This is a genomic window from Pseudomonas sp. 32A (assembly GCF_052682255.1).
The window spans coordinates 828,172-855,027 of the sequence record NZ_JBQYLY010000001.1; the positions used below are offsets into that span (position 1 = coordinate 828,172).

28 protein-coding genes and 1 pseudogene are annotated in these 26,856 nt (G+C 60.7%); 12 read left to right on the forward strand and 17 right to left on the reverse strand.

Annotated elements, in window-relative coordinates:
* Position 1: 1 nt before the first annotated feature.
* Complete coding sequence (hemH, locus tag ACUN0G_RS03715; RefSeq protein ID WP_445572715.1) at positions 2-1,027, forward strand: ferrochelatase; 1,026 nt, start codon at positions 2-4, stop codon at positions 1,025-1,027.
* Positions 1,028-1,492: 465 nt separating this feature from the next.
* Here the strand turns inward: hemH and ACUN0G_RS03720 are convergent, their stop codons facing one another.
* The 3 genes from ACUN0G_RS03720 to algW all read right to left on the reverse strand — a co-directional run bounded on the left by ACUN0G_RS03720 (position 1,493) and on the right by algW (position 5,599).
* Positions 1,493-2,212 (reverse strand): DUF4198 domain-containing protein, encoded by a 720-nt coding sequence (locus ACUN0G_RS03720; RefSeq protein ID WP_445572716.1) that lies wholly within the window; start codon positions 2,210-2,212, stop codon positions 1,493-1,495.
* A gap of 12 nt (positions 2,213-2,224) precedes the next feature.
* The gene (locus ACUN0G_RS03725) at positions 2,225-4,336 is read right to left on the reverse strand and encodes a TonB-dependent siderophore receptor (protein ID WP_445572717.1); all 2,112 of its coding nucleotides are present in this window, start codon (positions 4,334-4,336) and stop codon (positions 2,225-2,227) included.
* Between the two features lie 108 nt (positions 4,337-4,444).
* Positions 4,445-5,599: a Do family serine endopeptidase AlgW gene (gene algW, locus ACUN0G_RS03730; protein WP_063033109.1), complete on the reverse strand. Its 1,155-nt coding sequence runs from the start codon at positions 5,597-5,599 to the stop codon at positions 4,445-4,447.
* 103 nt (positions 5,600-5,702) lie between these two features.
* Between algW and ACUN0G_RS03735 the strand changes: the two genes are divergently transcribed.
* From ACUN0G_RS03735 to cysN, 3 genes are all read left to right on the forward strand, one after another.
* Positions 5,703-6,461 (forward strand): Nif3-like dinuclear metal center hexameric protein, encoded by a 759-nt coding sequence (locus tag ACUN0G_RS03735; protein WP_063033108.1) that lies wholly within the window; start codon positions 5,703-5,705, stop codon positions 6,459-6,461.
* Positions 6,462-6,655: 194 nt separating this feature from the next.
* Positions 6,656-7,573: a sulfate adenylyltransferase subunit CysD gene (gene cysD, locus ACUN0G_RS03740; protein WP_003208447.1), complete on the forward strand. Its 918-nt coding sequence runs from the start codon at positions 6,656-6,658 to the stop codon at positions 7,571-7,573.
* Positions 7,574-7,582: 9 nt separating this feature from the next.
* The gene (gene cysN / locus ACUN0G_RS03745) at positions 7,583-9,481 is read left to right on the forward strand and encodes a sulfate adenylyltransferase subunit CysN (protein WP_008432291.1); all 1,899 of its coding nucleotides are present in this window, start codon (positions 7,583-7,585) and stop codon (positions 9,479-9,481) included.
* 165 nt (positions 9,482-9,646) lie between these two features.
* Here cysN and ACUN0G_RS03750 read toward each other — a convergent pair whose 3' ends face one another.
* From ACUN0G_RS03750 to ACUN0G_RS03760, 3 genes are read right to left on the reverse strand one after another with little or no spacing between them, the layout of a single operon-like run.
* Entirely contained in the window at positions 9,647-10,549 is a 903-nt protein-coding gene (locus ACUN0G_RS03750; protein ID WP_421525098.1) for an acyltransferase, read from the reverse strand.
* Positions 10,550-12,649, reverse strand: a complete 2,100-nt coding sequence (gene pta / locus ACUN0G_RS03755; protein WP_017476010.1) for a phosphate acetyltransferase — start codon at positions 12,647-12,649, stop codon at positions 10,550-10,552. It lies immediately after the preceding gene.
* A gap of 60 nt (positions 12,650-12,709) precedes the next feature.
* Positions 12,710-13,048 (reverse strand): DUF3565 domain-containing protein, encoded by a 339-nt coding sequence (locus tag ACUN0G_RS03760; protein WP_258343751.1) that lies wholly within the window; start codon positions 13,046-13,048, stop codon positions 12,710-12,712.
* On the opposite strand from ACUN0G_RS03760, the gene ACUN0G_RS03765 reads away from it, so the two are divergent.
* The 3 genes from ACUN0G_RS03765 to ACUN0G_RS03775 all read left to right on the forward strand — a co-directional run bounded on the left by ACUN0G_RS03765 (position 13,017) and on the right by ACUN0G_RS03775 (position 15,474).
* Positions 13,017-13,502, forward strand: coding sequence for an FKBP-type peptidyl-prolyl cis-trans isomerase (locus ACUN0G_RS03765; protein WP_003208457.1), 486 nt, complete (start codon positions 13,017-13,019; stop codon positions 13,500-13,502). The two genes, ACUN0G_RS03760 and ACUN0G_RS03765, sit on opposite strands and share 32 nt — an antisense overlap.
* Positions 13,503-13,637: 135 nt before the next feature.
* Positions 13,638-14,120: a glutathione peroxidase gene (locus ACUN0G_RS03770; RefSeq protein WP_421553682.1), complete on the forward strand. Its 483-nt coding sequence runs from the start codon at positions 13,638-13,640 to the stop codon at positions 14,118-14,120.
* A gap of 250 nt (positions 14,121-14,370) precedes the next feature.
* Positions 14,371-15,474: an NADH:flavin oxidoreductase gene (locus tag ACUN0G_RS03775; RefSeq protein WP_258343754.1), complete on the forward strand. Its 1,104-nt coding sequence runs from the start codon at positions 14,371-14,373 to the stop codon at positions 15,472-15,474.
* On the opposite strand, the gene ACUN0G_RS03780 is transcribed toward ACUN0G_RS03775, so the two are convergent.
* The gene (locus ACUN0G_RS03780; protein ID WP_445572718.1) at positions 15,443-16,645 is read right to left on the reverse strand and encodes a glycosyltransferase family 4 protein; all 1,203 of its coding nucleotides are present in this window, start codon (positions 16,643-16,645) and stop codon (positions 15,443-15,445) included. The two genes, ACUN0G_RS03775 and ACUN0G_RS03780, sit on opposite strands and share 32 nt — an antisense overlap.
* A gap of 64 nt (positions 16,646-16,709) precedes the next feature.
* Positions 16,710-17,465 carry a sulfate transporter CysZ gene (cysZ, locus tag ACUN0G_RS03785; RefSeq protein ID WP_177045937.1) on the reverse strand — a complete coding sequence of 252 codons (756 nt, stop codon included), beginning with the start codon at positions 17,463-17,465 and terminating at the stop codon, positions 16,710-16,712.
* A 293-nt stretch (positions 17,466-17,758) separates the two neighbouring features.
* Between cysZ and trxB the strand changes: the two genes are divergently transcribed.
* The gene (trxB, locus tag ACUN0G_RS03790; protein WP_010176992.1) at positions 17,759-18,721 is read left to right on the forward strand and encodes a thioredoxin-disulfide reductase; all 963 of its coding nucleotides are present in this window, start codon (positions 17,759-17,761) and stop codon (positions 18,719-18,721) included.
* A 186-nt stretch (positions 18,722-18,907) separates the two neighbouring features.
* On the opposite strand, the gene ACUN0G_RS03795 is transcribed toward trxB, so the two are convergent.
* The 6 genes from ACUN0G_RS03795 to ACUN0G_RS03820 are packed head-to-tail and all read right to left on the reverse strand — an operon-like array spanning position 18,908 to position 21,842.
* On the reverse strand, positions 18,908-19,246 hold the full coding sequence (locus tag ACUN0G_RS03795; RefSeq protein ID WP_421525096.1) for a HopJ type III effector protein: 339 nt from the start codon (positions 19,244-19,246) through the stop codon (positions 18,908-18,910).
* Positions 19,239-19,535: a DUF1244 domain-containing protein gene (locus ACUN0G_RS03800; RefSeq protein WP_008432302.1), complete on the reverse strand. Its 297-nt coding sequence runs from the start codon at positions 19,533-19,535 to the stop codon at positions 19,239-19,241. The genes ACUN0G_RS03795 and ACUN0G_RS03800 overlap by 8 nt, the downstream gene beginning before the upstream one ends.
* A gap of 23 nt (positions 19,536-19,558) precedes the next feature.
* On the reverse strand, positions 19,559-19,930 hold the full coding sequence (folX, locus tag ACUN0G_RS03805) for a dihydroneopterin triphosphate 2'-epimerase (protein ID WP_003208474.1): 372 nt from the start codon (positions 19,928-19,930) through the stop codon (positions 19,559-19,561).
* A gap of 2 nt (positions 19,931-19,932) precedes the next feature.
* Positions 19,933-20,493, reverse strand: a complete 561-nt coding sequence (gene folE / locus ACUN0G_RS03810; RefSeq protein WP_258343761.1) for a GTP cyclohydrolase I FolE — start codon at positions 20,491-20,493, stop codon at positions 19,933-19,935.
* Between the two features lie 20 nt (positions 20,494-20,513).
* Positions 20,514-21,224 (reverse strand): dihydromonapterin reductase, encoded by a 711-nt coding sequence (gene folM / locus ACUN0G_RS03815; RefSeq protein WP_445572719.1) that lies wholly within the window; start codon positions 21,222-21,224, stop codon positions 20,514-20,516.
* Positions 21,225-21,281: 57 nt separating this feature from the next.
* Entirely contained in the window at positions 21,282-21,842 is a 561-nt protein-coding gene (locus ACUN0G_RS03820; RefSeq protein ID WP_258343765.1) for an antibiotic biosynthesis monooxygenase, read from the reverse strand.
* Positions 21,843-22,057: 215 nt separating this feature from the next.
* Between ACUN0G_RS03820 and ACUN0G_RS03825 the strand changes: the two are divergent.
* Positions 22,058-23,013 (forward strand): annotated as a pseudogene (locus ACUN0G_RS03825) (MerR family transcriptional regulator).
* Positions 23,014-23,015: 2 nt separating this feature from the next.
* On the opposite strand, the gene ACUN0G_RS03830 reads toward ACUN0G_RS03825, so the two are convergent.
* Positions 23,016-23,621, reverse strand: coding sequence for a hypothetical protein (locus ACUN0G_RS03830; protein WP_445572720.1), 606 nt, complete (start codon positions 23,619-23,621; stop codon positions 23,016-23,018).
* A 58-nt stretch (positions 23,622-23,679) separates the two neighbouring features.
* Positions 23,680-24,147: a PAS domain-containing protein gene (locus ACUN0G_RS03835; protein ID WP_445572721.1), complete on the reverse strand. Its 468-nt coding sequence runs from the start codon at positions 24,145-24,147 to the stop codon at positions 23,680-23,682.
* 112 nt (positions 24,148-24,259) lie between these two features.
* Between ACUN0G_RS03835 and ACUN0G_RS03840 the strand changes: the two genes are divergently transcribed.
* Positions 24,260-24,715, forward strand: a complete 456-nt coding sequence (locus ACUN0G_RS03840) for a flavodoxin (protein WP_003208486.1) — start codon at positions 24,260-24,262, stop codon at positions 24,713-24,715.
* Here the strand turns inward: ACUN0G_RS03840 and ACUN0G_RS03845 are convergent.
* Entirely contained in the window at positions 24,696-25,592 is an 897-nt protein-coding gene (locus tag ACUN0G_RS03845) for a LysR substrate-binding domain-containing protein (RefSeq protein WP_258343768.1), read from the reverse strand. The genes ACUN0G_RS03840 and ACUN0G_RS03845 overlap by 20 nt on opposite strands.
* Before the next feature lie 99 nt (positions 25,593-25,691).
* On the opposite strand from ACUN0G_RS03845, the gene ACUN0G_RS03850 reads away from it, so the two are divergent.
* The gene (locus ACUN0G_RS03850) at positions 25,692-26,078 is read left to right on the forward strand and encodes a CidA/LrgA family protein (protein WP_177022708.1); all 387 of its coding nucleotides are present in this window, start codon (positions 25,692-25,694) and stop codon (positions 26,076-26,078) included.
* Entirely contained in the window at positions 26,068-26,754 is a 687-nt protein-coding gene (locus tag ACUN0G_RS03855) for an LrgB family protein (protein ID WP_445572722.1), read from the forward strand. The genes ACUN0G_RS03850 and ACUN0G_RS03855 overlap by 11 nt, the downstream gene beginning before the upstream one ends.
* Positions 26,755-26,856 lie beyond the last annotated feature (102 nt).

Sequence of the window (26,856 nt, forward strand, 5' to 3'; positions counted from 1 at the left end):
CATGACGGATCACGCGTTGTTACTGGTCAACCTGGGTTCACCGGCCTCCACTTCGGTGGCGGATGTGCGCAGCTACCTTAATCAATTTCTGATGGACCCTTACGTCATCGACCTGCCGTGGCCGGTGCGGCGCTTGCTGGTGTCACTGATCCTGATCAAGCGCCCCGAGCAGTCGGCCCATGCGTACGCTTCGATCTGGTGGGACGAAGGCTCGCCGCTGGTAGTCCTCAGCCGCCGCCTGCAACAACAGATGACCGCGCAGTGGACTCAGGGGCCGGTGGAACTGGCAATGCGTTATGGCGAGCCGTCGATTGAAAGCGTACTGACGCGCCTGGCGTCCCAGGGCATCAAGAAAGTCACCCTCGCGCCGTTGTACCCGCAATTTGCTGACAGCACCGTGACCACGGTGATCGAAGAAGCCCGACGCGTGGTGCGGGACAAAAAGCTGGCGATCGAGTTTTCGATTCTGCAGCCGTTCTACGATGAGCCGGAATACCTTGATGCCTTGGCCAACAGTGCCAGGGCCTATGTGGAGCAGGATTTCGATCACCTGCTGCTGAGCTTTCATGGGTTGCCCGAGCGCCACCTGAAAAAGCTCGACCCTACTGGCCAGCACTGTTTCAAGGACGCCAACTGCTGCCAGAACGCCTCACCCGAGGTGCTTGCCACGTGCTATCGCGCGCAGTGCTTCAGTGTTGCGCGGGACTTCGCGGAGCGCCTGGGGTTGCCGGATGGCAAGTGGTCGGTGGCGTTCCAGTCGCGGCTGGGCCGGGCTAAGTGGATCGAACCCTACACCGAGGCACGCCTTGAAGCGTTGGCTCAACAAGGCGTGAAGAAGTTGCTGGTGATGTGCCCGGCGTTTGTCGCGGACTGCATCGAGACGTTGGAAGAGATCGGCGATCGTGGCCTGGAACAATTCCGCAAAGCGGGGGGCGAGGAGCTGGTGTTGGTGCCTTGCCTGAATGATGACCCGCAGTGGGCGGTGGCGCTCAATACCTTGTGTGAAAGAGCGCCGGTGGCACTGTAATCAAGCCGAGTGAGGACTGAATGTGGGAGCGGGCTTGCTCGCGAATACGGTGTGTCAGTTAATGAAGATAGCGACTGACACACCGCCTTCGCGAGCAAGCCCGCTCCCACATTGACGGTGCCCACTCTGAATTTTCGGTGTTACTCGTGATGCGGCTCGCCCAGGAAGGTCAGGGAACTGGAAAAAGCGCCGGTTGCACTGTAATCAAGCCAAGTGAGGACTGAATGTGGGAGCGGGCTTGCTCGCGAATACGGAGGGTCAGTTAATGAAGATAGCGACTGACCCACCGCCTTCGCGAGCAAGCCCGCTCCCACACTGACTGTGCCCACTCTGAATTTTCGGTGTTACTCGTGATGCGGCTCGCCCAGGAAGGTCAGGGAACTGGAAAAAGCGCCGGTTGCACTGTAATCAAGCCGAGTGAGGGCTGAATGTGGGAGCGGGCTGTGCCCACTTTGAATTTTGGTGTTACTCGTGATGTGGTTCTCCGAGGAAGGTCAGGGAACTGAACAGTCCGCGAGTCGCGACATCAGCATTGTCTTTAAGCGGGATCTCAACCTGCGCCGCAATCACATTCAATCCTTCATTCCTCACCAGTACCTGGGCGCGACCGTCTTTATCGGTCTCGGTGCTCAGGGTGTTCGGTGCGTTGCGATAGTCTCCGATCAGCTTGATTCCTGCCGCCGGCTTGCCATCCAGCAGCACCCGTACCGGCAGTGATTTACCCGGGCCGACCGTCAGCGGATCAACTTCCGGCAAGATCAGCAGTTTGATCTGATCCAGCTTCGGCAACTTCGCCCCCGGCTGGTAGATCGCCAGGCTGTACTTGAAGGTCTGGGTCGACTCAATCGCCCCCGGCACTTTGCTGCGGCCCTCGTTGATCCACTTCTTGTCAGGCGTCTGTGACCACATCCCGTTATCCAGGGCGACCGCCAATACAGCCGGCGATTTGAGAGGCTTCAGGCGCGCATGGTCGGGCAGGCGTTCCACGGTCACCGGGATCATTTTGCCGCCCGCGTCATAAGCCCAGGCGCCGCTGATTTTCTGCGCCTTGAACGCGTTGTCTTCGGCGCCGTGGCCGTAGATCACTTCGATATTGCCGCGCCGTTGTTCGGTCCACAGCCCGTGGGCCGAGACTTGAGTGGCAAACAGCAGGCCGAGCACGGCCAGGGATTTGAAGGCTTGCATGGAGACGTCCTTTTACAGGTTGAGGGTCAGGCTGACGGTGAAATTGCGCGGCTCGCCGGGGTTGACCCAGTAATTGCTGTAGGAGCGCTCGTAGTACTTTTCATCGAACAGGTTGTTGAGGTTCAGGCCTACGGTGACGTTGTCGCTGGCCTTGTAATGGGCCAGCAAATCGACGGTGTGGTAGGCCGGTAATTCAAAGCTTTTGCCGGCTTCGCCGGAGCGGTCGCCGATGTAGGTAAAGGCCGCGCCGAGGTCGGAGCCACGCAACAGGCCATCCTGGAATTCATACACCCCGAGCAAACTGCCGCTCCGTTTGGCCACGCCGAGAATCCGGCTGCCCGCAGGGATGTCTTTGTCGCCTTTGGTCACTTCGGCGTCGATGTAGGCAAAGGCGCCGATCACCCGTATCGCGTCAGTCAGTTGCCCGGTCAGTTGCAGGTCAAAACCATGGCTGCGTGCTTTGCCCATGGCCCGCTGGGTGTCGGTGGCCGGGTCTTGGGTCAGAACATTTTCCTTCTCGATATGGAAGGCGGCGAGGGTGGTGCTCAGGCGGTCGTCGAACAGCTCGCTCTTGATCCCGACTTCATAACCCACGCCCTCTTCGGGCTTGAAGGATTTGCCGCCGGCGTCCAGGCCATTGTTGGGTTTGAACGAGGTGGAGGCGTTGGCGAACAGGCCCACTTCGGGCGTCAACTGATAGAGCAGGCCGGCGCGTTGGGTCAGGGCATCATGAGTCTGCCGGCTTTTGGCGTGGTTGCGGGCGAAGTCGTCGGTGTGTTGCTCGAAGTGTTCGAAGCGTGCGCCGATCATCCCGCGCAGGCGGTCGGTGAAGATGATCTGATCCTGCAGGTTCAGCGCCTGGCTTTTCACCTGTTCGAAAAAGTCGGTGCCCGAGCGTCCGCCGTTGGGTTTTGGCTTGCCATAGACCGGCTTATAGATGTCGATGGTGTAGTCGCCGCCAGCAATCGCGGTGACTCGTTCTTTCTTGCGGTAATCCTCGTATTCGGTGCCGATCAGCAACTCGTGCTGCCAGCTGCCGATGTCGAACAGGCCGCGCAGTTCGAACTGGGTGATGCTGTCGTGCCAACCGGTGGAGCGTTCGCGGTAGCGGCGGTTGAGGGTGTGGCCGTCGGCACTCAGTGGGCGGTTTTCCGAGGCGTCGCCCCACAGGCTGCCCTGTTTGTAGTGGCTGGCCAGGCGCAGTTGCCAGGCATCGTTGAGGTGATGTTCGAGGGTGGCTTGCAGGCGGTTGTTGTGGTTGCGGATATCGCCGTCGTTGGGCTCGCCGAGGAAGGTCGAGCGGGAGACGCCGCTCCAGCGATTGTTCGGCGCGACGATGCCACGGTCGAAGGTGGAGCGGTGGCGCACGAATTCGCTTTCCACCAGCAGGCGGGTGTCCGGGTCCAGTTGCCAACTGATGGAGGGCGCGACGAAGACCCGTTTGGCCTCCACGTGGTCGCGGAAGCTGTGGTTGTCTTCCACCGCCAGGTTGACCCGTGACAACACGTTACCCTCGCTGTCGAGCGGCGTGTTCACGTCCAGCGCAGTGCGATAGCGGTCCCAACTGCCGGCGCTGGTCTGCACGGTGGTGAAAGCTTCGGGTTGCGGCTTCTTGCTGACGATATTCACCGTGCCGCCCGGGTCGCCACGGCCATACAGGCTGGCGGCGGGGCCCTTGAGCACTTCGATGCGCTCGATATTGGCCGCATCCGGCGTACTTGGGTAACCGCGGTTGGCGCTGAAACCGTCCACGTAAAACTCAGAGGTGGTGAAGCCGCGAACGCTGTATTCGTAGAGCGTCAGGCCGCCGAAGTTGTTCTGTCTGGATACGCCGCCGGCAAATTCCAGGGCGCGCTCGACGTTGGTACTGCCCAGGTCCGTGAGCACCGAGGCGGGAATCACGCTGATGGATTGTGGGATGTCTCGCAGGGCGGTGTCGGTTTTGGTAGCGCTGGCGGAGCGGGTGGCGCGATAGCCCTTGACCGGGCCAGTGGCTGATTCGTACGCCTCGCTGGTGATGCGGGTGGCCTCCAGTTCAAGGGTGGCAGTGTCTTCGGCGTAGACCGGGTCTACCAACAAACCCAGGGCGATTCCCGCCAGTGGGGCAAATCTTCGAGACGACATGATAGAACGTTCCAATAGCGATATTGAAACAATATAACATCTCTATTGAGAGTAATTTTCTTCTGAAACATTAGGTAACAGGAGCCCGCGAGCGGGCTCCTTCCCAGGTTATTCCTCTTCTTTCACCGGCGCCGGCGGCGGACGCAGGCCGATCTCTGCCGACAGCTTGATTTCCTTGCCATTGCGCATCACCTGTATCGCCACCTTGTCGGTCGGCTTGATCCGCGCCACCTGGTTCATCGATTTGCGGCCATCACCGGCCGGCTCGCCGTCGATGCTGAGGATCACATCCCCCAGTTGCAGGCCGGCTTTCTGCGCCGGGCCGTCGCGGAAAATCCCGGCGACCACGATGCCAGGGCGCCCGGTCAGGCCAAACGACTCGGCCAGTTCCTTGGTCAGCGGTTGGACTTCAATCCCCAGCCAGCCACGAATCACCTGGCCATGCTCGATGATCGACTTCATCACTTCCGTGGCGAGTTTGACCGGGATGGCGAAGCCGATGCCTTGGGAGCCACCGGACTTGGAGAAGATCGCGGTGTTGATGCCGGTCAGGTTGCCGTTGGCATCCACCAGCGCGCCGCCGGAGTTGCCTGGGTTGATCGCCGCGTCGGTCTGGATAAAGTCTTCGTAGCTGTTGAGGCCCAACTGGTTACGCCCGGTGGCGCTGATGATGCCCATGGTCACGGTCTGGCCCACACCGAACGGGTTGCCGATGGCCAGCGCCACGTCACCTACGCGCAAGCCTTCGGAACGACCGATGGTGATCGAAGGCAGGCTTTTCAGGTCGATTTTCAACACCGCGAGGTCGGTTTCCGGGTCGCTGCCGACTACGCGGGCCAGGGTTTCCCGGCCATCACGCAGGGCCACCACAATCTGGTCGGCGCCGGTGGTCACGTGGTTGTTGGTCAGGATGTAGCCTTCCGGGCTCATGATCACGCCGGAGCCGAGGCTGGATTCCATGCGTCGCTGCTTGGGCGAGTTGTCGCCGAAAAAGCGCCGGAACTGCGGGTCTTCAAACAGCGGATGCGCCGGTTTGTTGATGACTTTGGTGGTGTACAGGTTCACCACGGCGGGCGCGGCGATCACCACCGCATCGGCATAAGTCACCGGGCCTTGCACCACCGCGCTGGTTTGCGGTGCCTGTTGCAGGTTGACATCGAGGGTCGGCAGGCCGACCAGTTGTGGATAACGCTGAATAATCAGCATCGCGATCAGCACGCCAGCCAACAATGGCCATCCAAAAAAACGCAGTGCCTTGAGCATTAAGAAAAATCCTGACGGGTTGCAGGGGGCGGGAGAGCGCCCATAATGTCGCGCATTATACGAGGCCGTGAGCGCCTCTGAACGGGATATTTAGGAGTCTTTTATGGCCGTTGCCCTGAGCACCCTAGTCGAGGAAGCGGACCGCTACCTTAATAGTGCAAAAATCGCCGATTACTGCCCCAACGGCCTGCAGGTCGAGGGCCGCCCGCAGGTGCTGCGCATCGTCAGCGGCGTGACTGCCAGCCAGGCACTGCTGGACGCGGCGGTCGAAGCCCAGGCCGACCTGGTGCTGGTGCACCACGGTTATTTCTGGAAAGGCGAAAGCCCGTGCATCACCGGCATGAAGCAGCGCCGCCTGAAAACCCTGCTCAAGCACGACATCAGCCTGCTGGCCTACCACTTGCCCCTGGACCTGCACCCGGAAGTCGGCAACAACGTGCAACTGGCCCGGCAACTGGACATCACCGTCGAAGGCCCACTGGACCCGGACAACCTCAAGATCGTCGGCCTGGTGGGCTCCCTGGCCGAACCGGTGTCGCCCCGCGACTTCGCCCGCCGTGTGCAGGAAGCCATGGGCCGTGAACCGCTGCTGATCGAAGGCAGCGAGATGATCCGCCGAGTCGGCTGGTGCACCGGTGGTGGCCAGGGCTATATCGACCAGGCGGTGCTGGCCGGTGTCGACCTTTACCTGAGCGGCGAAGCTTCGGAGCAGACCTTCCACAGCGCCCGGGAAAACGACATCAGCTTCATAGCGGCCGGGCATCACGCTACCGAACGGTATGGTGTACAGGCGTTGGGTGATTACCTGGCGCGACGCTTCGCCCTCGAACACCTCTTCATCGATTGCCCAAACCCGATCTGACGAACACCACCGGACACATGTGGGAGCAAGCAAGCCCGCTCCCACATTTGATCGAGTTGAGCCAAACCGGGCGGTATATTGATATACCGTTTCGATCTAGCCAGCTCCCTCAATAGAATCAGGTGCTGTGCTAGCATGCCCCGCTCGAACACGGCCCGCTGGCCGTCCATAAGATCGTTTTTCCGTGAGTAGCCATGGTCGACAAACTGACGCATCTGAAACAGCTGGAGGCGGAAAGCATCCACATCATCCGCGAGGTCGCCGCCGAGTTCGATAACCCGGTGATGCTCTACTCGATCGGTAAAGACTCCGCCGTGATGCTGCACCTGGCACGCAAGGCATTTTTCCCGGGCAAGCTGCCGTTTCCGGTGATGCACGTCGACACCCGCTGGAAATTCCAGGAGATGTACAAGTTCCGCGACAAGATGGTCGAGGAGCTTGGTCTTGAGTTGATCACCCACGTCAACCCGGACGGCGTAGCGCAGGGCATCAACCCGTTCACCCACGGCAGCGCCAAGCACACCGACATCATGAAGACCGAGGGCCTGAAACAGGCACTCGACAAATATGGTTTCGACGCCGCATTCGGCGGTGCCCGTCGCGATGAAGAGAAATCCCGCGCCAAAGAGCGCGTGTACTCGTTCCGCGACAGCAAGCACCGCTGGGACCCGAAAAACCAGCGCCCGGAGCTGTGGAACGTCTACAACGGTAACGTCAACAAGGGCGAGTCGATCCGTGTGTTCCCGCTGTCCAACTGGACCGAACTGGACATCTGGCAGTACATCTACCTGGAAGGCATCCCGATCGTGCCGCTGTACTTCGCCGCCGAACGCGAAGTGATCGAGAAAAACGGCACGTTGATCATGATCGACGACGACCGCATCCTCGAGCACCTGTCCGACGAAGACAAAGCCCGAATCGTCAAAAAGAAAGTACGTTTCCGTACCCTTGGCTGCTACCCGTTGACGGGCGCGGTGGAGTCCGAAGCCGAGACGCTGACGGACATCATTCAGGAAATGCTCCTGACGCGAACTTCCGAGCGCCAGGGCCGTGTCATCGACCACGATGGTGCAGGCTCGATGGAAGATAAAAAACGTCAAGGCTATTTCTAAGGGGCTGTCATGTCGCATCAATCTGATTTGATCAGCGAGGACATCCTCGCCTACCTGGGCCAGCACGAGCGCAAGGAAATGTTGCGCTTCCTGACCTGTGGCAACGTCGACGACGGCAAGAGCACCCTGATCGGGCGCCTGCTGCACGACTCCAAGATGATCTACGAAGATCACCTGGAAGCTATCACCCGCGATTCGAAGAAGTCCGGCACCACCGGTGACGACATCGACCTGGCCTTGCTGGTCGACGGCCTGCAGGCCGAGCGTGAGCAGGGCATCACCATCGACGTTGCCTACCGCTACTTCTCCACCGCCAAGCGTAAATTCATCATCGCCGACACCCCCGGCCATGAGCAGTACACCCGCAACATGGCCACCGGTGCCTCCACCTGTGACCTGGCGATCATCCTGATCGACGCCCGCTACGGCGTGCAGACCCAGACCCGTCGCCACAGCTTTATCGCCTCGTTGCTGGGGATCAAACACATCGTGGTGGCCGTCAACAAGATGGACATCAACGGCTTCGACCAAAGCGTATTCGAGTCGATCAAGGCCGATTACCTGAAGTTCGCCGACGGTATCGCGTTCAAGCCGAGCACCTTGGCCTTCGTGCCGATGTCGGCGCTCAAGGGCGACAACGTGGTGAACAAGAGCGAGCGTTCGCCCTGGTACACCGGCCAGTCGCTGATGGAGATTCTCGAAACCGTCGAGATCGCCAACGACCGTAACTACACCGACCTGCGTTTCCCGGTGCAGTACGTCAACCGCCCGAACCTGAACTTCCGTGGTTTCGCCGGCACCCTGGCCAGTGGCATCGTGCACAAGGGCGACGAAGTCGTGGTGCTGCCGTCGGGCAAGAGCAGCCGCGTCAAATCCATCGTCACCTTTGAAGGTGAACTGGAAAACGCCGGCCCAGGCCAGGCCGTGACCCTGACCATGGAAGACGAGATCGACATCTCCCGTGGCGACCTGTTGGTGCATGCCGACAACGTGCCGCAAGTGACCGACGCCTTCGACGCCATGCTGGTGTGGATGGCTGAAGAACCGATGTTGCCGGGCAAGAAATACGACATCAAGCGCGCCACCAGCTACGTGCCGGGTTCCATCACCAGCATCGTGCATCGCGTTGATGTGAACACCCTGGAAGAAGGCCCGGCGAGCGCCTTGCAGTTGAACGAGATCGGCCGGGTCAAGGTCAGCCTCGACACGGTCATCGCCCTGGACGGTTACGCGAGCAACCGCACCACCGGGTCGTTTATCGTCATCGATCGTTTGACCAACGGCACCGTGGCCGCAGGCATGATCATCGCGCCGCCGGTAACTCACGGCAGCGCGGCGCAGCATGGCAAGTTGGCTCACGTGGCCACTGAGGAGCGCGCCCAGCGCTTCGGCCAGCAACCGGCGACCGTGTTGTTCAGCGGTTTGTCCGGCGCCGGCAAAAGCACCCTGGCCTACGCGGTTGAGCGCAAGCTGTTCGACATGGGCCGTGCGGTGTTTGTGCTGGACGGCCAGAACCTGCGCCACGACCTGAACAAGGGGCTGCCACAGGACCGTGCCGGGCGTACCGAGAACTGGCGTCGTGCCGCGCACGTGGCGCGTCAGTTCAACGAAGCCGGCTTGCTGACGCTGGCAGCGTTCGTTGCCCCGGATGCTGAAGGGCGTGAACAGGCCAAGGCGCTGATCGGCGGTGATCGTTTGCTGACCGTGTACGTGCAGGCTTCGCCGCTGGTGTGTGCCGAGCGAGATCCGCAAGGCTTGTACGCGGCGGGCGGGGATAACATCCCCGGTGAGTCCTTCCCGTATGACGTGCCGTTGAATGCTGACCTTGTGATCGACACTCAGGCGTTGTCACTGGAAGACAGCGTGAAGCAAGTGCTGGAATTGCTGCGCCAGCGCGGCGCGATCTAAGCCTCAAGTGCACAAAAAAGCCCGCCACCGATCACTCGGTGGCGGGCTTTTTCATGCGAACCGTGATCTCCGTAGGAGCGAGCTTGCTCGCGAAAAACCTGAGTGCGCCGCGTTGAATCAGGATGCCAACGTCATCGTTAACGACCTTCGCGAGCAAGCTCGCTCCTACAGGTGTCGAGCAGGAAAGTCGCGGTGAAGTTTTTCGAGCAACTCATCCTTCTCTTCCCACAACCGGTTGATCCAACCCTGGAACGCCAGCCGATACTCGCCATCCTGCTCATAATTCTTGCCGATGAACTCGGCCGGAATCTGCACTTCCTCAAACTGCACGACCACCTCCTTCACATTCCCACACAGCAAATCCCAATAACCGGGGCGCCCACCAGGATAGTGAATGGTCACGTTCACCAGCGATTTCAGCTGTTCACCCATGGCATCCAGCACAAACGCGATACCACCGGCCTTGGGCTTGAGCAGATAACGAAACGGTGACTTCTGCTGTGCATGCTTGCCGGGGGTAAACCGTGTGCCTTCGGCAAAGTTGAAAATGCCCACCGGGTTGTGGCGAAACTTCGCACAAGTCTTGCGGGTGGTTTCCAGGTCCTTGCCTTTCTTCTCCGGGTGCTTTTCCAGGTACGCCTTGGTGTAGCGCTTCATGAACGGGAAGCCCAGTGTCCACCACGCCAAACCAATCACCGGGACCCAGATCAGCTCCTGCTTGAGGAAGAACTTCAGCGGACGAATACGCCGGTTGAGCACGTATTGCAGCACCATGATATCGACCCAGCTCTGGTGGTTACTGGTCACCAGGTACGAGTGCTCATAGTCCAGGCCTTCCAGGCCCTTCAGGTGCCAGCGGGTGCGACATACCAGGTTCATCCAGGCCTTGTTGTTACTGATCCAGGCCTCGTGAGTCTGGTTCATCAGCCATTCACTGAAGCGCTTGGCAAACGGCAACGCCTTGAACAGCGCCACGATAAACAGGAACGAGCACAGCAGGATCGTGTTCAACGCCAGCAACAGCGAGGCGATCACCCCGCGCACGGCAGCAGGTAGAAAATCCAGCATTTAGACATCCATAGGTCGGTTGGCAGCTTGAATCGCGGTCAATGCGATGGTGTACACGATGTCGTCCACCTGCGCCCCACGGGGCAGGTCGTTCACCGGTTTGCGCAGGCCTTGCAGCATCGGGCCGAGGCTGACGCAATCGGCACTGCGTTGCACGGCCTTGTGGGTGGTGTTGCCGGTGTTCAGGTCGGGGAACACGAACACCGTGGCCTTGCCCGCTACGAGGCTATTGGGCGCCAGTTGCCGGGCCACGGTTTCGTTGGCGGCGGCGTCGTATTGCAATGGGCCGTCGATCAGCAGTGAGCTTTGGGCTTCGTGGGCCAGCAGGGTGGCTTCGCGGACTTTCTCGACTTCTTCGCCCGTGGCGGAATCACCGCTGGAATAACTGATCATCGCCACCCGTGGCGTGATGCCGAATGCGGCGGCCGAGTCGGCGCTTTGCAGGGCGATTTCCGCCAGTTCGGCGGCGCTTGGGTGCGGGTTCATCACGCAGTCGCCGTACACCAGCACCTGCTCCGGGAACAGCATGAAGAACACCGACGAGACCAGGGTGCAGCCCGGCGCAGTCTTGATCAACTGGAGGGCCGGGCGAATGGTGTTGGCGGTGGAATGGATGACGCCGGAGACCAGGCCGTCGACTTCATCCAGGGCGAGCATCATGGTGGCGATCACCACCGTGTCTTCCAGCTGCTGCTCGGCCATCGGCGCGTTGAGGCTTTTGGTTTTGCGCAGGGCCACCATCGGCTCCACGTAGCGCTGGCGAATCAAGTCAGGGTCGAGAATCTCCAGGCCTTCGGGCAGCTCGATGCCATGGGCGCGGGCCACCGCTTCCACGTCCGCCGGCTTGGCCAGCAGCACGCAACGGGCAATCCCGCGGGCCTGGCAGATGGCCGCAGCCTGTACGGTCAGCGGCTCGCTGCCTTCGGGCAACACGATGCGCTTGTTGGCGGCCTGGGCGCGCTGGATCAGTTGATAGCGGAACACCGCCGGCGACAGGCGCATCTCCCGTGGCGTGCCGCAGCGCTGGTGCAGCCAGCGGGCGTCGAGGTGGCTGGCGACGAAATCGGTGATGATCTCCGCGCGCTCGCGGTCATCAATCGGGATTTCCTTGTTCAGGCTGTTGAGCTGGTTGGCGGTGTCGTAGGAGCCGGTGCTCACCGACAGCACCGGCAAACCCGCCTGGAACGCGCCCCGGCACAGGTCCATGATCCGTGGGTCGGGCAGGGTGTCACTGGTCAGCAGCAGGCCGGCCAACGGCACGCCGTTGATGGCGGCCAGGCTGACGGCGAGGATGATGTCGTCGCGGTCACCGGGGGTCACCACCAAAACGCCGGGCTTGAGCAGCTCCACGGTGTTGCGCATGGTGCGGGCGCAGATGATGATTTTGGTCATGCGCCGGGTTTCGTAGTCACCGGCGTTGAGGATCTGCGCGCCCATCAGGTCGGCCACGTCGCGGGTGCGCGGGGCGTTGAGTTCCGGTTGGTACGGGATGCAGCCCAACAGACGGAAATCGCCGCTGCGCAACAACGGCGAATGCTCTTTGAGCCGTGCCGAGAACGCCTCCATGCTTTCGTCGGTGCGCACCTTGTTGAGGATCACGCCCAACACTTTTGGATCTTTCGGGCCGCCAAACAACTGGGCCTGCAATTCCACGCGGCCGGAGAGTTCGGTGAGCACTTCGTTTTCCGGGGCCGAGACCAGGATCACTTCGGCGTCCAGGCTCTTGGCCAGGTGCAGGTTGACCCGGGCCGCATAGCTGGCGCTGCGGGTCGGCACCATGCCTTCGACGATCAACACGTCCTTGCCCACGGCGGCTTGCTGGTAAAGGGTGATGATTTCTTCCAGCAGCTCATCCAGCTGGCCGTCGCCGAGCATCCGCTCCACGTGGGCCAGGCCCAAGGGTTGGGGTGGTTTCAGGCCGTGGGTACGGGCCACCAGTTCGGTGGAGCGCTCGGGGCCGGTGTCGCCGGGGTGCGGCTGGGCAATCGGTTTGAAGAAGCCGACTTTCAGCCCGGCCCGTTCAAGGGTACGCACCAGCCCAAGGCTGATGGAGGTCAGACCCACACCAAAATCGGTGGGCGCGATAAAAAAAGTCTGCATGCGAATTCTCTGGAGGTGCATGGCTTCGGTGGCGGCCTATGGCTGGCTGCCTACCGGGAATCAGGTGCCAAGGTTATCTCTATCTGAGCCTTGCGCACACCAGCCGCACGTAAAGGGCTTGTCTATTTTTTCAAGGCGTTGCGCCGGGTCCGTGACCCACGCGCGGGATTGCCAGGGTGGCTGGTGGCGCAGGTGCTGGGTGTGGCCACAGGAAAGCTCGACGACCCAGTGCCGGTCTTCGTCCTGGTGAAATCCGACGACCGTCGGGTCAGTTGTTCGACCCCGTCCGTCCGGGTTGTGTTCGCTTTCGGGCAAATCCTTGTTTAGACTTGTCCGTTCTTCATTCTTCTGCAAAAGGTCTCGCCCCATGCCGATCGCCGCCAATAAGGCTGTCTCCATTGACTATACCCTGACCAACGACGCTGGTGAGGTCATCGACAGTTCTGCCGGCGGCGCGCCGCTGGTCTACCTGCAAGGTGCAGGTAACATCATCCCGGGCCTGGAAAAGGCTCTGGAAGGCAAAGAGGTCGGTGACGAACTGACCGTTGCCGTAGAACCTGAAGATGCCTACGGCGAATACGCTGCCGAACTGGTCAGCACCCTGAGCCGCAGCATGTTCGAAGGCGTCGATGAGCTGGAAGTGGGCATGCAGTTCCACGCTTCCGCTCCGGACGGCCAGATGCAGATCGTCACCATCCGTGACCTGGACGGCGACGACGTGACCGTCGACGGCAACCACCCGCTGGCTGGCCAGCGCCTGAACTTCCAGGTGAAGATCGTCGCTATCCGTGACGCTTCCCAGGAAGAAGTGGCCCACGGCCACGTGCACGGCGAAGGTGGTCACCACCATTAATTGACTGAGCGACGCTCTGTCAGTTGGAAAAAGGCGCCTTCGGGCGCCTTTTTCATTTGGCGGCTATTCTTGCCGACTTGGCGGCTGTAATCTCGAGTGGCCGTTACAAAGAACATGGGATATCTGGAGTTCGTCATGAGTGCTTTCCACGACCTTAAACTCAAAGCCCTGGATGGTCAGGAGCTGCCTCTGGCGCCCTTCAAGGGGCAAGTCGTGCTGGTGGTCAACGTCGCCTCCAAATGTGGTTTGACACCACAGTACGCTGCGCTGGAAAACCTCTATCAGCAATACAAAAGCCAGGGTTTCACCGTCCTAGGGCTGCCGTGCAATCAATTTGCCGGGCAGGAACCGGGCACTGAAGAAGAAATCCAGGAATTCTGCAGCCTCAACTACGGCGTGACCTTTCCCCTGGGCAGCAAGCTCGACGTGAATGGCCCTGATCGCCACCAGCTGTATCGATTGCTGGCGGGCGAGGGCGCCGAATTTCCCGGGGACATCACCTGGAACTTCGAAAAATTCCTGCTGGGTAAAGACGGCCGGGTGCTGGCGCGTTTTTCGCCGCGTACACCGCCGGACGATCCCACCATCGTGCAGGCGATTGAAAAAGCATTGAGCTGAGCGCGCTTGTCCTGTGGTGAGGGGGCTTGTCCTGTGGCGAGGGGGCTTGTCCCCCGTTGGAGTGCGAAGCGCTCCCGCTTTTTTTAGGGCCGCTACGCAGCCCAACGGGGGACAAGCCCCCTCGCCACAAAGCCAGTCACCAAAGTCTTTCCGCTTTTACCCCTTAATCACCCCAATCAATAGTGCTATCCAACACGCTGCCCACTCCATATTATCCACATCATAAATTCCTTTCTGATGGAGTGCTCCCATGCCTGTCCAAGCCTTGTTCAAACCGTTCCAGCTCGGCGCACTGCAACTGCCGACCCGCGTGGTGATGGCGCCGATGACCCGTTCGTTCTCCCCGGGCGGCGTGCCTAACGCCAAAGTCATTGAGTACTACCGCCGCCGCGCCGCTGCCGGTGTCGGCCTGATCATCACCGAAGGCACCGTGGTCGGCCACCCGGCGTCCAACGGCTATCCGAACGTCCCGCATTTCTACGGTGAGGCCGCCCTGGCCGGCTGGAAGAAAGTGGTCGACGCCGTACATGCCGAAGGCGGCAAGATCGTCCCGCAACTGTGGCATGTGGGCAGCGTACGGCGCATCGGCACCGAGCCGGATGCCAGCGTCCCGGCTTACGGCCCGACCGAAAAACTCAAGGACGGCACCGTCGTCGTCCACGGCATGACCGTACAAGACATCAAGGACGTGATCGCCGCGTTCGCCCAAGCTGCCAAGGATGCCCAGAGCATCGGCATGGATGGCGTGGAAATCCACGGCGCCCACGGTTACCTGGTGGACCAGTTCTTCTGGGAAGGCACCAACCAGCGCACCGACGAATACGGCGGCAGCCTGGCCAACCGTTCGCGTTTCGCCATCGAATTGATCCAGGCCATCCGTGCCGCCGTGGGCCCGGACTTCCCGATCATCTTGCGTTTCTCCCAGTGGAAGCAGCAGGACTACACCGCGCGCCTGGTGCAAACCCCGGAAGCGCTGGGTGAATTCCTCAAGCCGCTGTCTGACGCGGGCGTGGATATTTTCCACTGCTCCACCCGCCGTTTCTGGGAGCCGGAATTCGAAGGCTCCGAGCTGAACCTGGCCGGCTGGACCCGCAAGCTCACCGGCAAGCCGACCATCACCGTGGGCAGCGTCGGCCTGGACGGCGAATTCCTGCAGTTCATGGTCAACACCGACAAGGTCGCGCAACCCGCCAGCCTGGAAAACCTGCTGGAGCGCCTTAACAACGACGAGTTTGATCTGGTGGCTGTCGGTCGCGCGCTGCTGGTGGATCCGGATTGGGCGCTGAAGGTTCGCGAAGGCCGTGAAGGCGACATCCTGCCGTTCAGTCGTGAGGCGTTGACGACGTTGGTGTAAGGGGCGACAGGACGGGCACCGGTTGCTCGTCCTCGCATACCCCGCGTAACTGCCGCTCAAACTGCTCGATAATCGCTGGCCAACCCTGACGGCTGGCGTGTTGCCGGGCATTGAGCCGCACCCGCCTCAGACTTTCCCGCTCTTCCAGCAGCCAATTGGCCGCATCGCAAAACGCTTCCTCATCCCCCGGCATCGCCAGCACACCGCTGTAGCCATGGCGAATATGCTGGGTTGCGGCCGCCTGGTCGTACGCCACGACACCCAACCCCGACGCCATGGCTTCCAGCACCACGTTGCCGAAGGTTTCAGTAAGGCTGGGAAACAGGAACAGATCCCCGGACGCATAATGCCGGGCCAGTTCTTCACCGCGCAGGGTGCCGCAGAAAATCGCCTCCGGCAGTTCCTTCTCGAGCATCGCCCGTTGTGGGCCATCGCCGACGATGATCAGTTTCATCTGGCGCAGTGGATAGGTGTCCTGCAGCGTTTCAAAGCATCGCTTGAGCAGCCCGAGGTTTTTCTCCTGGGCCAGGCGGCCCACGTGCAGCACCGCGATCTGGTCACTGTTCAATGCCCAGCTTTCACGCAGCGCATTGTCGCGCTTGGCCGGATGAAACAGCTGGCTGTCGACACCGCGGGCGAGCATGCCCAGGCGCTCGAAATGGCGGCGCTCCAGCTCCAGCCGCTGGCTGGCGCTGGGCACCAGGGTCAAGGTCGAGCGGTTATGGAACCAGCGCAGATAGTGGGTCAACGCCCGGCTCAACATGCCCAGGCCGTACTGGTTGGAGTACTGCTGGAAGTTGGTATGAAAGCCACTCACCACACTGATCCCCAGGCGCCGCGCCGCGCGTAACGCCGACAAACCCAGCGGCCCTTCAGTGGCGATGTACAGCACATCCGGGCGCTGGCGGGTCCAGCGCCGCAACAGCTTGTGCATCGACGACTGGCCCCATTGCAGCCCCGGATAACCCGGCAACGGCCAGCCGCGGCAAAGCATCAGGCCATCGTCACTGGGCCGGCTCTGGTCGCTGCCCTGGCGTGGGCGAACCAGTTCAACTTGATGCCCGCGCGCGCGCAAACCGTCACACAGGCGGCCAAGGGTATTGGCCACCCCGTTGATCTCAGGCGGGAAGGTTTCGGTGATCAGGGTGATGTGGAGCGAAGCTGTCGTCATGACCCACAGTGTCGGCGTGGGCCATGTCGTCATTGTGTCTTTTGGATGATGGATTTGTGACGGCTCAGGCCTTTTTAACGATCATCGCCTCGGCGCCTTGCTCACGCACCCAGAACAACGTCGCCCCAGCGACCGCCGCTGGCATCATCAGCAGGTTCACCACCGGCACCAGCAGCACCAGGTAAACGATGCCGCCGAAGCTCATGCTCTGCCAGCGCTTCTGGCGCAACCAGGCGAGCATTTCGTTCCAGCCCAGCTTGTGGTTGTCGGCCGGGTAGTCGATGTATTGGATCGCCATCATCCACACGCCGAACAGCAGCCACAGCGGCGCGGCCACCAGGTTGACCACCGGGATAAACGACAGGATAAACAGGCCGATGGCCCGGGGCAGGAAGTAGCCCAGTTTGCGCATTTCCCGGGCCAGGGTGCGAGGGACCATGGCCGCCAGTTCGCCCCAGCTGAACGCCGGGAAATCATCGGTGCCGCGTACCACCACTTCGACCTTTTCCGACAGAAAGCCGTTGAACGGCGCGGCGATGATGTTGGCGAGCATGGTGAAGGTGAAAAACACCATCAGCACCACCAGCACCACAAATAAAGGCCACAACAGGTAATTGAGGAAGCTCAGCCAGCTCGGGAGGGTCGGCATCAGCGTGTCGACCCACAGGCTGAACTGATGGCCGGCGAAGTAGATCAATCCGACGAACAGGATCAGGTTGATCGCCAGCGGCAGCAGCACGAACAGGCGCAAACCGGGGCTGAGTACCAGTTTGAGGCCTTCGCGCAGGTATTGTGGGCCTGAAAGAACGGGGGCGGGCATGGGTGACTCCGGGCAATGGGGGCGAACGCGCCGACCTTACCGGCTTTGGGAGTACCGGGAAAGCACGGCCCGCCTCGCGACATTAACGGTAACAAAGGTGTCGATTAATAGAGGGCACGGGATAGAGACCACCTATGAGCTGGATTGTTATTCCGTATTTCCTTAATCTTGCCTCCCTCTATACGCTGCACCCATTATTTTCAGGATCTGCGAGTTCAAGCCTTCCCCAAGTGCTTCGCGGTCCTTTTTTATTCCAGCCGTTCTGTAGTCCGGGCGGTCGATAGGAGTGAGTCATGTCTGATACCCGTCATTCGCGAGTGATTATTCTCGGTTCCGGCCCTGCCGGTTACAGCGCTGCCGTCTACGCTGCCCGGGCCAACCTCAAGCCACTGCTGATCACCGGCATGCAAGCGGGCGGTCAGTTGACCACCACCACCGAAGTCGACAACTGGCCGGGCGACGTCCACGGCCTGACCGGCCCGGTGCTGATGGAGCGCATGAAAGAACACGCTGAGCGTTTCGAAACCGAAATCGTGTTTGATCACATCAACAAGGTCGACTTCTCCAAGAAGCCTTACAGCCTGACCGGCGACAGCGGCGTGTACACCTGTGACGCGCTGATCATCGCCACCGGCGCCAGCGCTCGTTACCTGGGCCTGCCGTCGGAAGAAGCGTTCATGGGCAAGGGCGTTTCCGCCTGCGCGACCTGCGACGGTTTCTTCTACCGCAACAAGCCAGTGGCTGTGGTCGGTGGCGGCAACACCGCGGTGGAAGAGGCGCTGTACCTGGCCAACATCGCCAGCACGGTGACCCTGGTTCACCGCCGCGAGACCTTCCGCGCCGAGAAGATCCTGATCGACAAGCTGCATGCCCGCGTGGCCGAAGGCAAGATCATCCTCAAGCTCAACGCCACCCTGGACGAAGTCCTGGGCGACAACATGGGCGTGACCGGTGCTCGCCTTAAGAACAACGACGGCAGCTTCGACGAACTGAAAGTCGACGGCGTGTTCATCGCCATCGGCCACACCCCGAACACCTCGTTGTTCGAAGGCGTGCTGGATGCCAAAGACGGTTACCTGATCGTGCAGGGCGGCCGTGAAGGCAACGCGACGGCCACCAACATCGAAGGCATCTTCGCTGCCGGTGACGTGGCCGACCACGTCTACCGCCAGGCGATCACCTCCGCCGGCGCTGGCTGCATGGCGGCCCTGGATGCCGAGCGTTACCTCGACGGTTTGAAAGACGCTGCGTTCTAAACCGCTGAAACAAAAAAACCGGCTGCGAGGCCGGTTTTTTTATGCGCGGGATTTGATGATTCAGCGCTATCTCAACTTGGTAACCCAATCACTGTGGGAGCTGGCTTGCCTGCGATGGCGGTGTATCAGTCACCACCGCCATCGCGGGCAAGCCCGGCTCCCACATTGACCGGGTTTCAAATTGAATCAGCGGCGCGTCAATGGCTGCTGAGTGAACTTCACACCCGCCAACCCATGCTCGATCAGCGCACGAATGTTGCCATGGTCGCTGCCTTCAGGCGTGGCCAGTACCGAACGGTAATGCTCGCCAAACGCCAACAGCGCTTCCTCATCACTCAAGCCTTCCAGCAACGCCAGGCCTAGGGTCTTGCACGAACCTTCATTCTGCCCGGCGGCGTTTTCCACGTTGCCATTGGTGAACGCTTGTGGCTGGTAGTCGTAACCGGCAGCTACAAAGGCCAGGGTATCGGCAAAAACATGTTCGCCACTGTTGAGGCTGGCGCGCAGGGTGTTCAGGTCAGTCATGGGTTTTTCCTTTGGCGAATGCCGCTTGCTGTTCGGCACTGGCCTCTTGCTGGTATTGGGCTTTCCACTCGGCGTACGGCATGCCGTACACCACTTCACGGGCGTCATCGAGGCTCAGCTCGATCTGGCGCTCGTCGGCCTCGGCCTTGTACCACTTGGACAAGCAGTTGCGGCAGAAGCCCGAGAGGTTCATCAGGTCGATGTTCTGAACATCCTTGCGGCTGTCCAGGTGGGCCACCAGCCGGCGGAAGGCGGCAGCTTCGAGTTCGAGGCGTTGTTGATCGTTCATGGTACTCACTGCAAAGGTAAGGGTTAGCGACTGGCCGCCAGGGTGATCGACACCGATTCGGCAAAACGCAACGCATGGGGTTTGTCGACTTCGACTTCGGCGTACAGCACCGACGTATTGCTCATCACCAGATCGAGGATCTCCTGGGTCAGGCGCTCCAGCAGGGCAAAGCGGTTGCCTTCCACATGGGCGATGATCGCCTTGGTGATGGTGCGGTAGTTCAGCGCGTGGTCGATGTCGTTGTCACGTACGGCTTCCTGGGCGGCATACAGGATGGTCAGGTTGATCAACACATCCTGCTTGTTGAGGATTTCATCCTCGTTGATCCCGATAAACGTGCGCAGGCACAGGTCTTTGACCCGGATGCGCGCCATGCCTGGCTGAAGTTGTGGCATTGCTACTTGCTCCGTCCAATCAGTTGCAGGAACTCCATGCGCGTGGTGTTCGACTCACGGAAGGCGCCGAGCATCACCGAGGTGTTCATGGTTGAATTCTGTTTTTCCACGCCGCGCATCATCATGCACATGTGCTTGGCTTCGATCACCACCGCCACACCCGCTGCTTGAGTGACTTGCTGGATAGCGTCGGCGATTTCCCGCGTCAGGTTCTCCTGGATCTGCAGGCGCCGGGCGAACATGTCGACGATGCGCGCCAGCTTCGACAGGCCAAGGACCTTGCCGGTCGGAATATAGGCCACATGGGCCTTGCCGATAAAGGGCAGCAGGTGATGCTCGCACAGCGAATACAACTCGATGTCCTTGAGGATCACCATTTCGTCGTTGTCGGAGGCGAACAGCGCACCGTTGACGATTTCCTCCAGGTTCTGCTCGTACCCATGACACAAATACTGCATGGCCTTGGCAGCGCGCTTTGGCGTGTCGAGCAAACCTTCGCGCTCGGGGTCTTCACCCAGGCCCTTGAGGATCTCGCGGTAGTGGTGGGGCAGGGATAAGGTCATACAACATCCTCGCAAACGGCTTACTTGATATGCCGCCCGCCGTTGACGGTCAGTGTGGTACCGGTGACATACGGGTTATCCAGCAGGTAACGCACGCTCTGGTAAATCACCTCGGGGCCGGGTTCGATGCCCAGTGCCGCCTTGGCCAGGACCTTGGTGCGGTAGGCCGCGTCGTCGCCCTCGTTGAACATCACCATTGCCGGGGCAATGCCATTCACCTTGATCGTTGGTGCAAGTTGCGCGGCAAACGACAAGGTCAGGCTGTCGAGCCCGGCCTTGGTGGCGCAGTAGGCAATGTGCTGGCGGCTGCCCTTGCGGGTCACGTCATCGCTGATGTGCACGATATCCGCAGGCGTGGAGCGTTGCAGCAGGTAAGCACAATGCAGGTTGATCAGGTAGGGCGCAAGCATGTGCACACTGAACATATCGGCAAAGGCGCGGGGCTCGTCGCCGGGCGTTTCCGCCTCCCAGGCCGAAGCATTGTGGATGATCGCCCGCAGGCTCTGGGTGTGCGTCTTCAGCTCGTCGATGAAGGCGAGAATGCCCGCCTCGCAGGAGAAGTCGGCAAACACGCCAATCGCACCGCGCTCGCGCAGGGTCTGCACGCCGGGACGTTCGCTGCGGTAACTGAAAATCACCGGCTGCCCTTCGTCCAGCAGGCGCAGGGCGCAATGCAGGCCGACACGTTGGCCGGCACCGGTAATCAGGATCGGGGCGGGAGTTGAAGACATGGGAAGCTCGAGTCGCTGGCAGGCTAAAACTATACCAGCGCGCGGCCTCCCTTGTACTCAAGCGGTGGCTTCGGTGGCCTTTACCTGGGCCGGAGCCGGATGCAGCCAGCCGGCCAGCAGGTGGGTCGACAACGGAATAAAGAAGTAAACCATCAGCGGGGTCAGCGCGAGGGTGCTGACCAGCACACGGCTCAACAAACCCAACTCGCTGAGCAGCGGCTCAAGGCCGAAGTTGAACAGCAGCGACACCGGGAAAAACGCCAGCCAGATGGCCACGGCCTGCTTCCAGCGCGGCGGTCGTGCGGCGGCGGCGCCGAACCAGCCGTCGATACCGCGTACGCGATGCTCCGACGGCGCAGCAAACAGCTCACTGCCACGCCCGAGCCATGCACCACGGGATGCGGAAAACTCCCAGGCATGCAGGGTCTTTTCGTCGGCGAAGCGGAAAATAATCTGGAATTCATCATCGTTGGGCGGCGGTGCAAGCACGCCGGAGCCCAGGTAACCGGGAAAGTCCGTGGCCAATTGCTCGCCTTCGCGCAGCCAGGCCATCAACTCTTCGTAACGACCCTTGGCCACGCGGCGCGCAACCATCAGGGTAACGGGGGAGGTAGACATTGTGTATCTCCATAAGGATCGGGTGCGCTGAACCGGGTAGGTGGCGCACGAACGAAGCTGCGGGGTAAGCAGCCACGTTGAAAAAACAGGCAAGGATTATTCCTGTTTTGAAGAAATACACCAGCGACATTGGTCGGCTGGCCTAAGACCTTGAAACGGACAGTCGTATCGGCGTTAAATGGGATCCAAGTTCCTCACAGTATATTAGTGCCCTGATGTCTGTAATGACTGCTCCATGCCCCGATATCGCCCTTGGCAACTCCGCTGATTCCGATGAGCTGTTCCCGATTCGTGAAGTGGCAAGATTGACAGGCATCAACCCTGTCACCCTGCGTGCCTGGGAGCGTCGTTATGGGCTGATCCAGCCGATTCGCACCGAAAGCGGGCATCGTCTGTATTCACGCACCGACATAGAGACCGTTCATCGCATTCTCGATTGGATCGAGCGTGGCGTGGCGGTGAGCAAAGTCGGGAAAATCCTCGCCGCGACGATCAGCAAGCCGCTGTTGCGACGGTTACGCCAGCAGGCGCCGAGCATGAATGGAGCCAGTGGCAGCAGCAATTGCGAACGGCCGTCGGTGCCTTCGACGATCGGCAACTGGATCGGTTGTATGGCCAGATTTTCGCGGCATACCCGGTTGCGGTGGTTTTTCAGGACATCCTGATGCCCCTCTGGCAGCAGTTGCTGCGTCACCAGGGACTCTTTGGCCAAACCAGCGAATGGCTGTTTTTTGATGGGTTCTTGCGCAGCCGCACCTGGAAACGCCTGCAAATAGGCTGCGCTTCCCCGGCGCCCCGGGTACTACTGGCCGCAATCGCCGGAGAATGCCGAGAGCTTGAACTGTTGGTGGCAGGTTTGCTGCTGAGCAGTGACGAGTTGGCGGTCAAGGTCTTGAGCGTGGGCCAACCGATCGATGAACTGACGCTTATCTGCGAAAAAACCAAGCCACAAGCCCTCGTGGTGTTCTCCAATCACTCGCCCACCCTTGAGTTGCCCGGGCGCCTCGAGCGGCTGGCCTTGACCATCGACTGCCCGCTTTTGCTGGCCGGCGATGCGTCGGAATTGGCCCAGGAGCAACTGAAGAGGTCGCCCGTCGGCTGCCTGGGTAATGAAGGGCGGTTGATGCAGCGCCGTTTGCAGCAGTTTCTACGCGGCAGCCTGGATACCTGACGTCAGGCGTGGACTTCGGGATGAAACAGGCGGTGTTGCTGCAGGATAAACTGGCGCAGGCGCTCGGTTTCATCCACATCACTCTGGTTTAGGCGATAGGCGAACAACCCTCGGGATGTTTCCCGCTCCAGGGTGCCCCGCACCGAGATACGCTCGTACCCGGACGGGCTGAACCACAGGGAAAAGGTTTTTGGCGCCTTGATCCGCCCGCGAATTTCCACCAGCAACCCTTTGAATGACACCTCATGCACCCAGAGTGCCCCCGGCTGGCCCTTGATATTTTCCAACGGCACCGGCCCTTCAAGCGCGAGGCGCCACGGGCGAATCATCGGCCCGTCCTCGAAAATACTCGGTACACCCAGCCGCAAATGCACGGCATGAAACTCGTCTTCCACCAATTGCAGCGGAAAGGTCATTTGCTGGTTGTCGAATTGCGCCTGGAGGGTGACATGGTCATGGGCGGCCAGGCGGGTGAGCAAATCACGAATTTGCGCACCGCCATTGACCGTCAGGCTCGACGACGCGTCCCGCACGTTGAGTTGCGGGTTATGGTGCATGGTCTGAATAAAATCCAGCTCGTCCTGCGTCAAAAGCGCGTCGCGTTGCATTGATCTTGCTCAAGAAAAAGGTATTAAAACGCCATTATCTCTTTAAAGACCGCGTTTTCTAGTTTTTGTTAGATCCGCTCGTCGACTTGAGTGCCGCAAGCTCCGCCTTGAGGTCCTTCAATTGGGCCTCCAGTTGCGCGACACGCTGCTGGGCCTTGACCTGAACGGTCACATCCTTCTGCACGCCCACAACGTAGGTTTGCTTGTCGGCCGCGTTGTAAACCGTCGATAACGACAGCTCGTTCCAGAAATGCGTGCCGTCCTTGCGGTAATTGCGCAGGATTTCCCGACAGGAGCCGCCACTCTCCAAGGCTTCGCGAATCGCCATCAGCCCCGGCTGGTCACGGTCACCCGATTGCAGGAAGCGGCAATCCTGATAGAGGATTTCGTCGAGGGTGTAGCCGGTCATACGCTCGAACGCCGGGTTTACGTAAATCAGTGGCATATCCTTGCCTTCGCGCTCGGCGATAACGATGCCGTCGTTGGAAGCGTTGATCACCAGTTGCATCAGCTTGGCGTTAATCATTAGCGGTCCAGGGCTTGTCTCGGGGATTTGCAGTTTAAGACATGCCAGCAGCCTGTCCACTTGCCCTAGCTGTTAATATCCCAGGCTTTTAGTCAGCTACAGGATCAGATTGATGAAAGTCGCCATCCTTTCCGGCTCGGTGTACGGCACCGCTGAAGAAGTCGCCCGTCACGCTGCAAGCATTCTCAACGCTGCCGGTTTCGACGCCTGGCACAACCCGCGCGCCACCCTGGCCGATGTGCAGGGTTTTGCCCCCGAGGCCTTTTTAGCCGTGACCTCCACCACCGGCATGGGCGAATTGCCCGATAACCTGCAACCGCTGTATTCGACCATTCGCGACCAACTGCCGGCCGCCTGGCGCGGACTGCCGGGCGCGGTGATCGGCCTGGGCGACGCCAGCTATGGCGACACCTTCTGCGGCGGCGGCGAGCAAATGCGCGAGCTGTTTGCCGAGTTGGGCGTGCACGAAGTGCTGCCGATGCTGCGCCTGGACGCCAGCGAAAGCGTGACCCCGGAAGCCGACGCCGAGCCGTGGCTGGCCGAGCTGGTTACTGCACTGCGCGGTTGACCGGAAACTCGCGCAACAACGCCAGCCAGGCCTGGGCGGCTTTCGACAGATAGGCGCCCTCACGCCAGATAAAGGCAATGTCCCAGCGCAGGTATTCCGGTGCCTTGAGCGTCAGGCGCACCACGCCGGGCCTTACCAGGCCCCGGGCTACTACGCTGGGCAGCAGCACCACGCCTTGGCCGGCGGCTACCAATGCGGCGAGAAAATCCGCCTGGCCACTGCGCCCGCTTTCCTTCGGGGTAAAGCCCACCTGCTGACAGGCCTGCAACAGGCGGTCGTTCAATACAAAACTGCGCTGGTACATCAGGAACGGCGTATCAGCCAGTTCTTCCAGGCGGATGTGCGCGTTATCGGCCAGCGGGTGATCCATGGGCAGCAGGGCGTCCAGCGGCTCATCGCAGAATGCCTGCCAGGCGAATGCCGGGTCGCTGGGCATCAAGCTACCGCCCACCTCCAGTTCTCCACTCAAGATTGCCTGCTCGATGCTGCGGCTGCCGCCTTCCAGCAATTGGATGGTGACGTTCGGATAACGCCGGCGGTATTCAGCAAACAACCCGGCAAACAGCGTGTCGCCACCCAACTGCGGCAAGCCCATGCGCAGTTCGCCACGGGTCAGCTGATTCAAGTCATCCAGCTCACTGAGCAACTCGGCTTGCTGGCGCAGCATCGCTTCTGCCCGCTGCAACACCACTTGCCCGGCCGCCGTCAGGCGAATCTGCGAACCCAGGCGATCCAGCAGCGGCGTGCCCAGGCTTTGTTCCAATTGCGCCACCTGCTTGCTGACCGCGGACTGGCTGATGTGCAGGGTTTTACCGGCTTGGGTAAAACCGCCCCGGTGGATCACTTCGACAAAGCTGCGCAGCTGTTTGAATTCCATTCGCCTGATTCCAGTTTGGAATAGATTGCAGTCTAACAATTCGCTGTGGAGATGCCAGGCGCCTCTTTAAAATGGGTGCCCTGGGAGGACCCAAAGCTCATGAAACGTTTCACCTTCAAATTCGTCGGTCGGTTGCTGGCTGAACTGATCATCCTGCTGGCCATTTACTTTCTGGGCTGCCAACTGGCGGCCTGGCTGAGCTGGCCTATTCCCGGTGGCGTAGTCGGCCTGGGCCTGTTGCTGCTGACCTTCGCCACTGGCCTGGTCAAGCCGGCGGCCCTGCAATTGGGCGCCGGTGTGTTGATGGCGGAGATGCTGCTGTTCTTCATTCCTGCGTTGATGAGCCTCTTGGACTACGGCGGCCTGGTAAAGCACGACGGCTGGCGGATCATGTTGGTGATCGGTTTCAGCACCTTGTCGGTAATGCTGGTGACGGCGTTTACCGTCGAATTCGTCTGCCGCTGGAAGCTGCGCCATGAAGCTTGAGCTGATGCCGATGTTCTGGCTGGCGCTGACCCTCGGCGCCTACGCCTTCAGCCGCTGGATCTACCGGCGCACCGGGCGTTACCTGCTGTCGCCGCTGATCCTGGTGCCCGCGCTGTTACTGGCCGTGGCCGTGCCGATGAAGACGGCCTATGCCGAATACTCCACCGACACCCACTGGCTGATGCTGGTGCTGGGCCCGGTGACCGTGGCGTTCGCCATTCCGATCTGGCAACAGCGCCAATTGCTGATGCGTCATTGGTCAGCGTTGTTGCTGGGGATGGTGGCGGGCAGCGCGGCGTCCATTGGCACTTCGTACGGCCTGGCCAAAGCCTTGGCACTCGACAGCTCGGTGACAATGTCATTGGTGCCCCGTTCGATCACCACGCCGTTCGCCATGCCGGTGTCTTCCGACTTGGGTGGCGTGCCGGAGCTGACGGCCGTATTCGTGATGTTCACCGGAGTGTTCGGCGCCATGCTCGGCGGTGTACTGCTCAAGTGGCTGCCGTTGCGCACGCCATTGGCTCGCGGCGCGTTGTTCGGCGTGGGCGCTCATGGCGCCGGCGTCAGCCGTGCCCATGAAGTGGGGGGCGAGGAGGGCTCGGTGGCGGGCCTGGTAATGGTGCTGACCGGGTTGCTCAACCTGTTTGCCGCGCCTTTATTGGCGTCGCTTCTCTGACACGCATTGAGCAAATTCGAACTATTCTCAGGACTGACCCGCTCGGTCATCAAGGTGGCTGCCAATGCAACTACGGCAGCCTCGACGTCTGACTAGACTGCC

Bases quoted from the DNA above. Each gene is read 5' to 3' on its own strand.
- ACUN0G_RS03770 (WP_421553682.1), top strand. From the start codon at position 13,638: ATGAGTGCTTTCCACGACCTTAAACTCAAAGCCCTGGATGGTCAGGAG.
- ACUN0G_RS03795 (WP_421525096.1), bottom strand. From the start codon at position 19,246: ATGACTGACCTGAACACCCTGCGCGCCAGCCTCAACAGTGGCGAACAT.
- pta (WP_017476010.1), bottom strand. From the start codon at position 12,649: ATGCAGACTTTTTTTATCGCGCCCACCGATTTTGGTGTGGGTCTGACC.
- trxB (WP_010176992.1), top strand. From the start codon at position 17,759: ATGTCTGATACCCGTCATTCGCGAGTGATTATTCTCGGTTCCGGCCCT.
- ACUN0G_RS03750 (WP_421525098.1), bottom strand. From the start codon at position 10,549: ATGCTGGATTTTCTACCTGCTGCCGTGCGCGGGGTGATCGCCTCGCTG.
- ACUN0G_RS03720 (WP_445572716.1), bottom strand. From the start codon at position 2,212: ATGCAAGCCTTCAAATCCCTGGCCGTGCTCGGCCTGCTGTTTGCCACT.
- cysZ (WP_177045937.1), bottom strand. From the start codon at position 17,465: ATGCCCGCCCCCGTTCTTTCAGGCCCACAATACCTGCGCGAAGGCCTC.
- ACUN0G_RS03800 (WP_008432302.1), bottom strand. From the start codon at position 19,535: ATGAACGATCAACAACGCCTCGAACTCGAAGCTGCCGCCTTCCGCCGG.
- ACUN0G_RS03775 (WP_258343754.1), top strand. From the start codon at position 14,371: ATGCCTGTCCAAGCCTTGTTCAAACCGTTCCAGCTCGGCGCACTGCAA.
- ACUN0G_RS03830 (WP_445572720.1), bottom strand. From the start codon at position 23,621: ATGCAACGCGACGCGCTTTTGACGCAGGACGAGCTGGATTTTATTCAG.
- ACUN0G_RS03765 (WP_003208457.1), top strand. From the start codon at position 13,017: ATGCCGATCGCCGCCAATAAGGCTGTCTCCATTGACTATACCCTGACC.
- ACUN0G_RS03840 (WP_003208486.1), top strand. From the start codon at position 24,260: ATGAAAGTCGCCATCCTTTCCGGCTCGGTGTACGGCACCGCTGAAGAA.
- cysN (WP_008432291.1), top strand. From the start codon at position 7,583: ATGTCGCATCAATCTGATTTGATCAGCGAGGACATCCTCGCCTACCTG.
- ACUN0G_RS03760 (WP_258343751.1), bottom strand. From the start codon at position 13,048: ATGGAGACAGCCTTATTGGCGGCGATCGGCATGGGGCGAGACCTTTTG.
- ACUN0G_RS03850 (WP_177022708.1), top strand. From the start codon at position 25,692: ATGAAACGTTTCACCTTCAAATTCGTCGGTCGGTTGCTGGCTGAACTG.
- folM (WP_445572719.1), bottom strand. From the start codon at position 21,224: ATGTCTTCAACTCCCGCCCCGATCCTGATTACCGGTGCCGGCCAACGT.
- ACUN0G_RS03845 (WP_258343768.1), bottom strand. From the start codon at position 25,592: ATGGAATTCAAACAGCTGCGCAGCTTTGTCGAAGTGATCCACCGGGGC.
- ACUN0G_RS03835 (WP_445572721.1), bottom strand. From the start codon at position 24,147: ATGATTAACGCCAAGCTGATGCAACTGGTGATCAACGCTTCCAACGAC.
- ACUN0G_RS03855 (WP_445572722.1), top strand. From the start codon at position 26,068: ATGAAGCTTGAGCTGATGCCGATGTTCTGGCTGGCGCTGACCCTCGGC.
- algW (WP_063033109.1), bottom strand. From the start codon at position 5,599: ATGCTCAAGGCACTGCGTTTTTTTGGATGGCCATTGTTGGCTGGCGTG.
- ACUN0G_RS03735 (WP_063033108.1), top strand. From the start codon at position 5,703: ATGGCCGTTGCCCTGAGCACCCTAGTCGAGGAAGCGGACCGCTACCTT.
- folE (WP_258343761.1), bottom strand. From the start codon at position 20,493: ATGACCTTATCCCTGCCCCACCACTACCGCGAGATCCTCAAGGGCCTG.
- ACUN0G_RS03725 (WP_445572717.1), bottom strand. From the start codon at position 4,336: ATGTCGTCTCGAAGATTTGCCCCACTGGCGGGAATCGCCCTGGGTTTG.
- hemH (WP_445572715.1), top strand. From the start codon at position 2: ATGACGGATCACGCGTTGTTACTGGTCAACCTGGGTTCACCGGCCTCC.
- folX (WP_003208474.1), bottom strand. From the start codon at position 19,930: ATGCCACAACTTCAGCCAGGCATGGCGCGCATCCGGGTCAAAGACCTG.
- cysD (WP_003208447.1), top strand. From the start codon at position 6,656: ATGGTCGACAAACTGACGCATCTGAAACAGCTGGAGGCGGAAAGCATC.
- ACUN0G_RS03780 (WP_445572718.1), bottom strand. From the start codon at position 16,645: ATGACGACAGCTTCGCTCCACATCACCCTGATCACCGAAACCTTCCCG.
- ACUN0G_RS03820 (WP_258343765.1), bottom strand. From the start codon at position 21,842: ATGTCTACCTCCCCCGTTACCCTGATGGTTGCGCGCCGCGTGGCCAAG.